Source organism: Eubacterium sp. CAG:156, from assembly GCF_000434315.1.
Taxonomy (GTDB): Bacteria; Bacillota; Clostridia; order Lachnospirales; family Lachnospiraceae; genus Eubacterium_U; species Eubacterium_U album.
Window position 1 is genome coordinate 27,768 of the sequence record NZ_FR878179.1, and the last position, 5,528, is coordinate 33,295.

Consider the following 5,528-nt stretch of genomic DNA (forward strand, 5'->3'; position numbering starts at 1 on the left):
ATCAGACGTGTTCGTAATTTACAAATTGTAACAGCGTATTTACAGGATGATACTAAAAATGTTATTCGGACAACGTGGTTTAATGCGGCATATCTTAAGAACACATTAAAACCAGGAGCAAGTTTTGTATTTAGAGGTATGGTCAAGGAGAATAGAGGAGCGTTTGTTTTAGAACAACCAAAAATTTATAAGATAAATGAATATAAAGAATTGTTAGATAAAATGCAACCTATTTATCCTCTAGTTTCGGGCTTAACTGAAAAAATGGTTACAAAAGCGGTTGTGCAGGCTATTAAAGTTGAATTGCCGGTTAAAGAATATATGCCAGATGCGGTACTTAAAGAGAGGGGTCTGCTTGATATAAACAAAGCATATATACAGATTCATTTTCCTAAAAATAAAATGGAGTTAAAGCAGGCAAAAGACAGAATAATTTTTAATGAATTTTTTGATTTTACATATTCACTTAGAAAATTTAAAGATAGTGATAAAGATAATGAAAATAGATTTGTTATAAATAATTCAGAAATAATTTCAACGATAATAAATGATTTGCCATATAAACTGACAAATGCACAGCTTAGAACATGGAATGAAATTGAAAAAGATATGTCCGGTTCTAAAGTAATGAATAGACTGATACAAGGAGATGTAGGTTCGGGAAAAACGATAGTTGCAACATTGGCTCTTATAAGTGCAGCATTAAGTGGATATCAGGGAGCAATAATGGTACCGACTGAAGTTCTTGCAAGACAACATTTGGAAAGCATTAATGAATTAATTGCAGAAAATGAACTAAATATAAATACTGTTTTACTTACAGGTTCAATGAAGGCAAAAGAAAAAAGAGAAGCATATGCAAAGATAGAAAGTGGAGAAGTGTCAATTATTATTGGAACACATGCATTGATTCAGGATTCAGTAAATTATAAAAATTTAGCATTAGTAATAACTGATGAACAGCATAGATTTGGAGTAAGACAGAGAGAATCTATTGCAAATAAAGGTTCAATGCCACACATAATTGTAATGAGTGCAACTCCGATTCCAAGAACTCTTGCAATTATTATGTATGGAGATTTGGATATATCAATAATTGATGAATTACCAGCGAACAGATTACCAATCAAAAACTGCGTTGTTGGTACAAATTACAGACCGAATGCTTATAAGTTTATAGAACAACAGGTAGTACAAGGCAGACAGGCATATATAATTTGCCCGACTGTTGAATTTAGCGAAGCTATTGAAGGTGAAAATGTAATTGACTATTGCGATACATTAAAAAACATATTTCCACCATATATAAACATTGAATATTTACATGGAAAAATGAAGCCTGCAATGAAGAATGAGATAATGGATAGATTTGCTAAAAATGAAATACAGATATTAGTATCAACTACGGTGGTTGAAGTTGGAGTAAATGTCCCTAATGCTACAGTTATGATGATTGAAAATGCAGAAAGATTTGGACTTGCAGGGCTGCACCAACTTAGAGGACGAGTAGGAAGAGGAAAATATCAGTCGTATTGCATTTTTATTAATGCCTCAGAAACAAAGAAAGCTTCTGAGAGACTTGAAATACTTAATCATTCAAATAATGGATTTGAAATAGCCAACGAAGACCTTAAATTACGAGGCCCGGGAGATTTCTTCGGTGTAAGACAAAGTGGTGATATGGAGTTTAAACTAGGTGATATTTACAGTGATGCAAGCATTTTAAAAACTGCAGCTGATATGGTAAATAGAATTGAAGATGGCGAAATTGAAGTGTCAGATGTAGAAAAACAAAGGCTTGATGAATATATAGACAAATATATATATTCAAGTGGCTTGAATATTTAAATTACTATGGTATAGTTAAATGTTGAATGGCATTTAAGTAATTATGTATTATGTTATTTATTAAAATAAAGGAAAATATCGGCAGTAATTTGTGCATATAAATAAATTGGAGGTAACACAATGAATATTGTAGTTTTATGCGGTGGAACAAGTACAGAAAGAGAAGTATCATTGAATTCAGGTTCAATGGTGTGTGATGCTTTAAGAAGTATTGGACATAATGCTGTGCTTTTAGACGTATTTTTTGGAAATGAAAATAAAAATCTTTTAGATGTAAGTGATTTTGATGTACAGGCTGAAAAGGAAAAATTACAGAAATTATCAAAAGATGTTGATAAAGTAAAGAAAGAAAGAAAAGGCTTCTTTGGTGAAAATGTATTTGAAATATGCCAGCAGGCAGATATTGTATTTATGGCTCTTCATGGTGCAAATGGAGAAGATGGAAAATGTCAGGCTGCATTTGATCTGCAGGGAATAAAGTATACAGGAGATGGAAGTGTTGCAAGTGCATTAGCTATGGATAAAAGTATTACAAAGCAGATATTTATGGCTCAGAATGTATCTACTCCAAAAGGAATATGGATAAAAAAAGGTGAAAGTACAAATTTAAGTGATTATGGAATGAAGATTCCGGTTGTAGTTAAAGCAAGCAATGGCGGCTCTAGTGTAGGAGTAGTTATTGTAAAAGATGAAAAAGATTACGATGCAGCTTTAAAAGAGTGTTTTGCATTAGAAGATACAATTGTAATTGAAGAATTTGTTGAAGGAAGAGAATTTTCTGTAGGTGTTGTTGATGGAAAGGCTTTACCGATAGTTGAAATTATTCCAAAAACAGGATGGTATGATTACAAGAATAAATATCTTCCGGGTGCAACAGAAGATGTATGTCCGGCACAAATTAATGAAGAACTTACAAAGAAAATGCAGAAATTGGCAGAGGAAGCATGTAAAGCACTTGGAATAGTAACTTATTCGAGAGCAGATGTTTTGATGAAAAAAGATGGCTCAATGTATTGTATAGAAGTAAATACTTTACCGGGAATGACAGTTACAAGTCTTGTGCCGCAGGAAGCAAGAGCAATGGGAATGGAATTTCCACAGCTTTGTGAACATTTGATTAATGTTTCAATGAAAAAATATAAGTAAAAATTAAGGAGAAAGTTGAGTTAATATTGCTATTTGAAATAAATTCGATAAATAATACAGTATAATAAACGTATATATTTAATATTAAATCAACAGGAAATATTGATGAAAAATATGACAATTGAAAACATTACAAAGGCATGTAATGGTAAGTTTTATGGAGATAAATCATTATTAGACAAAGAAATAACAGGTGTTGAAAAAGATAGCAGACTAATAGAAGAAGGATATTTATATATACCTTTTGTTGGTAATGTTGTGGACGGACATAAATTTATTCCACAGGTTTTTGAAAAAGGTGCGCTTGTAACATTGTCAGAAAAGATTCTGGAAACAGAAGAATATCCTTATATTAAGGTAGAGTCTACAGCGTTAGCATTAAAAGAAATTGCGACATTTTACAGAGAACAACTTGACTGTAAAATAATTGGAATAACAGGAAGTGTTGGAAAGACAAGCACAAAGGAAATAATAGCGTCTGTTTTAGAACAGAAATTTGATGTTTTAAAAACACAAGGTAATTACAACAATGAAATCGGAATGCCTTTAACAATACTTAAAATAAGAGAAAATCATGATATCGCTGTTATTGAAATGGGAATTAGTGATTTTGAGGAAATGCACAGATTGTCTGCAATTTCAAAACCGGATGCATGTGTTATAACAAATATTGGTACATGTCATTTGGAAAATTTAGGTGATAGAGATGGTGTATTTAAGGCAAAAACAGAAATTTTTGATAACCTTAAGGAAAATGCATATGTAGTTTTAAATGGTGATGATGACAAATTATCACAGATAAAAGATGTAAGAGGAGTTAAGCCTGTTTTCTTTGGAATAGAAACAGATAGAGATGTTTGTGCAGTTAAATACCAGTCTTTAGGAATTGAAGGAACAAAAGTTACAATAAGATATTTTGACGAAGAGTTTGAAACAATAATACCAATTCCTGGTCATCATATGATTTACAATGCGATGGCTGCTTCATGTTTTGGAAAACATTTTGGAATGACAACAGAAGAAATAGATAAGGGTATTAGAAGTCTTAAGGCTATAAGTGGAAGAAATAATATTTTCCACACAGATAAATATGTTGTTATTGATGATTGTTATAATGCTAATCCTATGTCCATGAAAGCTTCTTTAAGCGTATTGAATGAAGCAAATACTAGAAAAGTAGCAATTCTTGGAAATATGTATGAATTAGGAGAAAATGAAAAACAACTCCATAGAGAAGTTGGAATACATGCTGCAAATCTTAGCATTGATGTTGTTATATGCATAGGTGAATTAGCAAAAAATATTGCAGATGCTGCAAAGGAAAATAATAAAAATATTAAAGTGCTTTATTTTGAAACAAAAGAAGAATTTGAAAACAAAATGGATGACATATTAAAAGAAAATGACTCTATTTTAGTAAAAGCTTCAAACAGCATGAAATTTAAAACAATAGTTGAAAAATTGTCATAACAGTTTATCTTTAGCAGATTGACGGATTTAGAAAATATGTATTATCGGAATTTTACATAAAATAATTTATAATTGAAAGGTAAAAAAACATATGGAAAAAATTGTTTTAGAAAATGAAGAATTGTACGTGGAAATTAATTCTGTTGGTGCTGAATTATCAAGAATTAAAAACAAGAAAAATGACAAAGAATATTTATGGAATGCAGATGAAAAATATTGGAAAAGACATTCACCTGTTTTATTTCCTTTTGTTGGAAGCTTAAAAGACAAGAAATATAAGTATGATGGAAAAGAATATTCTATGGGACAGCATGGGTTCGCAAGAGATATGGAATTCCAACTTCTAACTAGTAAGTCAGATGAAATATGGTTTGTCTTAAATGCATCTGATGAAACAATTGCAAAATATCCTTTTATTTTTTCTTTAGAAATTGGGTATAAATTAGAGAAAAATAATATTAAGGTAATGTGGAAAGTTAAAAACAATGATACAAAGGAAATGTACTTTTCAATTGGAGCACATCCGGCTTTTTATTGTCCTATTAATGATGGTGAAGAACAAAGTCAGTGTTATATTAAAACGGATTGCAAAAATGAATTTACATATTTCAAAATTGCCGAAGGTGGTGTAAAGGATACAAGTGCAACATATAAAATAACTGTTGATAATAAAGGAATATTTAATATAACAAAAAATATGTTTGACGATGACGCTTTAATTGTAGAGGATAATCAGATTCATAGTCTTTCATTATTAGATTCAAATAAAAATGAATATGTAAAAGTTGAATTTGATATGCCACTTTGTGGTATTTGGTCTCCTGCAAAGAAAAATGCTCCATTTATCTGTTTAGAACCATGGTGCGGTAGATGTGACTCTAAGGATTTTGATGGAGAATTACAGGATAGAGAATACGGAAACAAATTAAAACCATCAGAAGAATTTGAAAGTGGATATTCAATAACAATTTATTAAATTATTTTACAAAAAAGTTCCAGAATGATATTGTAAAGTTATCATTTTGATGCATATTATATTAAAAAAAGAGCTGCCTTTCGGCAGC

4 protein-coding genes are annotated in these 5,528 nt (G+C 30.7%); all 4 read left to right on the forward strand.

The window, feature by feature from the left end; translation table 11 throughout:
- The coding region (gene recG / locus ABMA45_RS08850; RefSeq protein WP_348030182.1) for an ATP-dependent DNA helicase RecG at positions 1-1,848 on the forward strand (1,848 nt) is incomplete at its 5' end.
- A gap of 120 nt (positions 1,849-1,968) precedes the next feature.
- Positions 1,969-2,994: a D-alanine--D-alanine ligase family protein gene (locus ABMA45_RS08855; RefSeq protein ID WP_022089531.1), complete on the forward strand. Its 1,026-nt coding sequence runs from the start codon at positions 1,969-1,971 to the stop codon at positions 2,992-2,994.
- 105 nt (positions 2,995-3,099) lie between these two features.
- A complete protein-coding gene (gene murF / locus ABMA45_RS08860) occupies positions 3,100-4,464 on the forward strand; it encodes a UDP-N-acetylmuramoyl-tripeptide--D-alanyl-D-alanine ligase (protein ID WP_022089532.1) in 1,365 nt (454 codons plus the stop codon).
- A 91-nt stretch (positions 4,465-4,555) separates the two neighbouring features.
- Positions 4,556-5,440, forward strand: a complete 885-nt coding sequence (locus ABMA45_RS08865; RefSeq protein WP_022089533.1) for an aldose 1-epimerase family protein — start codon at positions 4,556-4,558, stop codon at positions 5,438-5,440.
- The last annotated feature ends 88 nt before the right edge of the window (positions 5,441-5,528 follow it).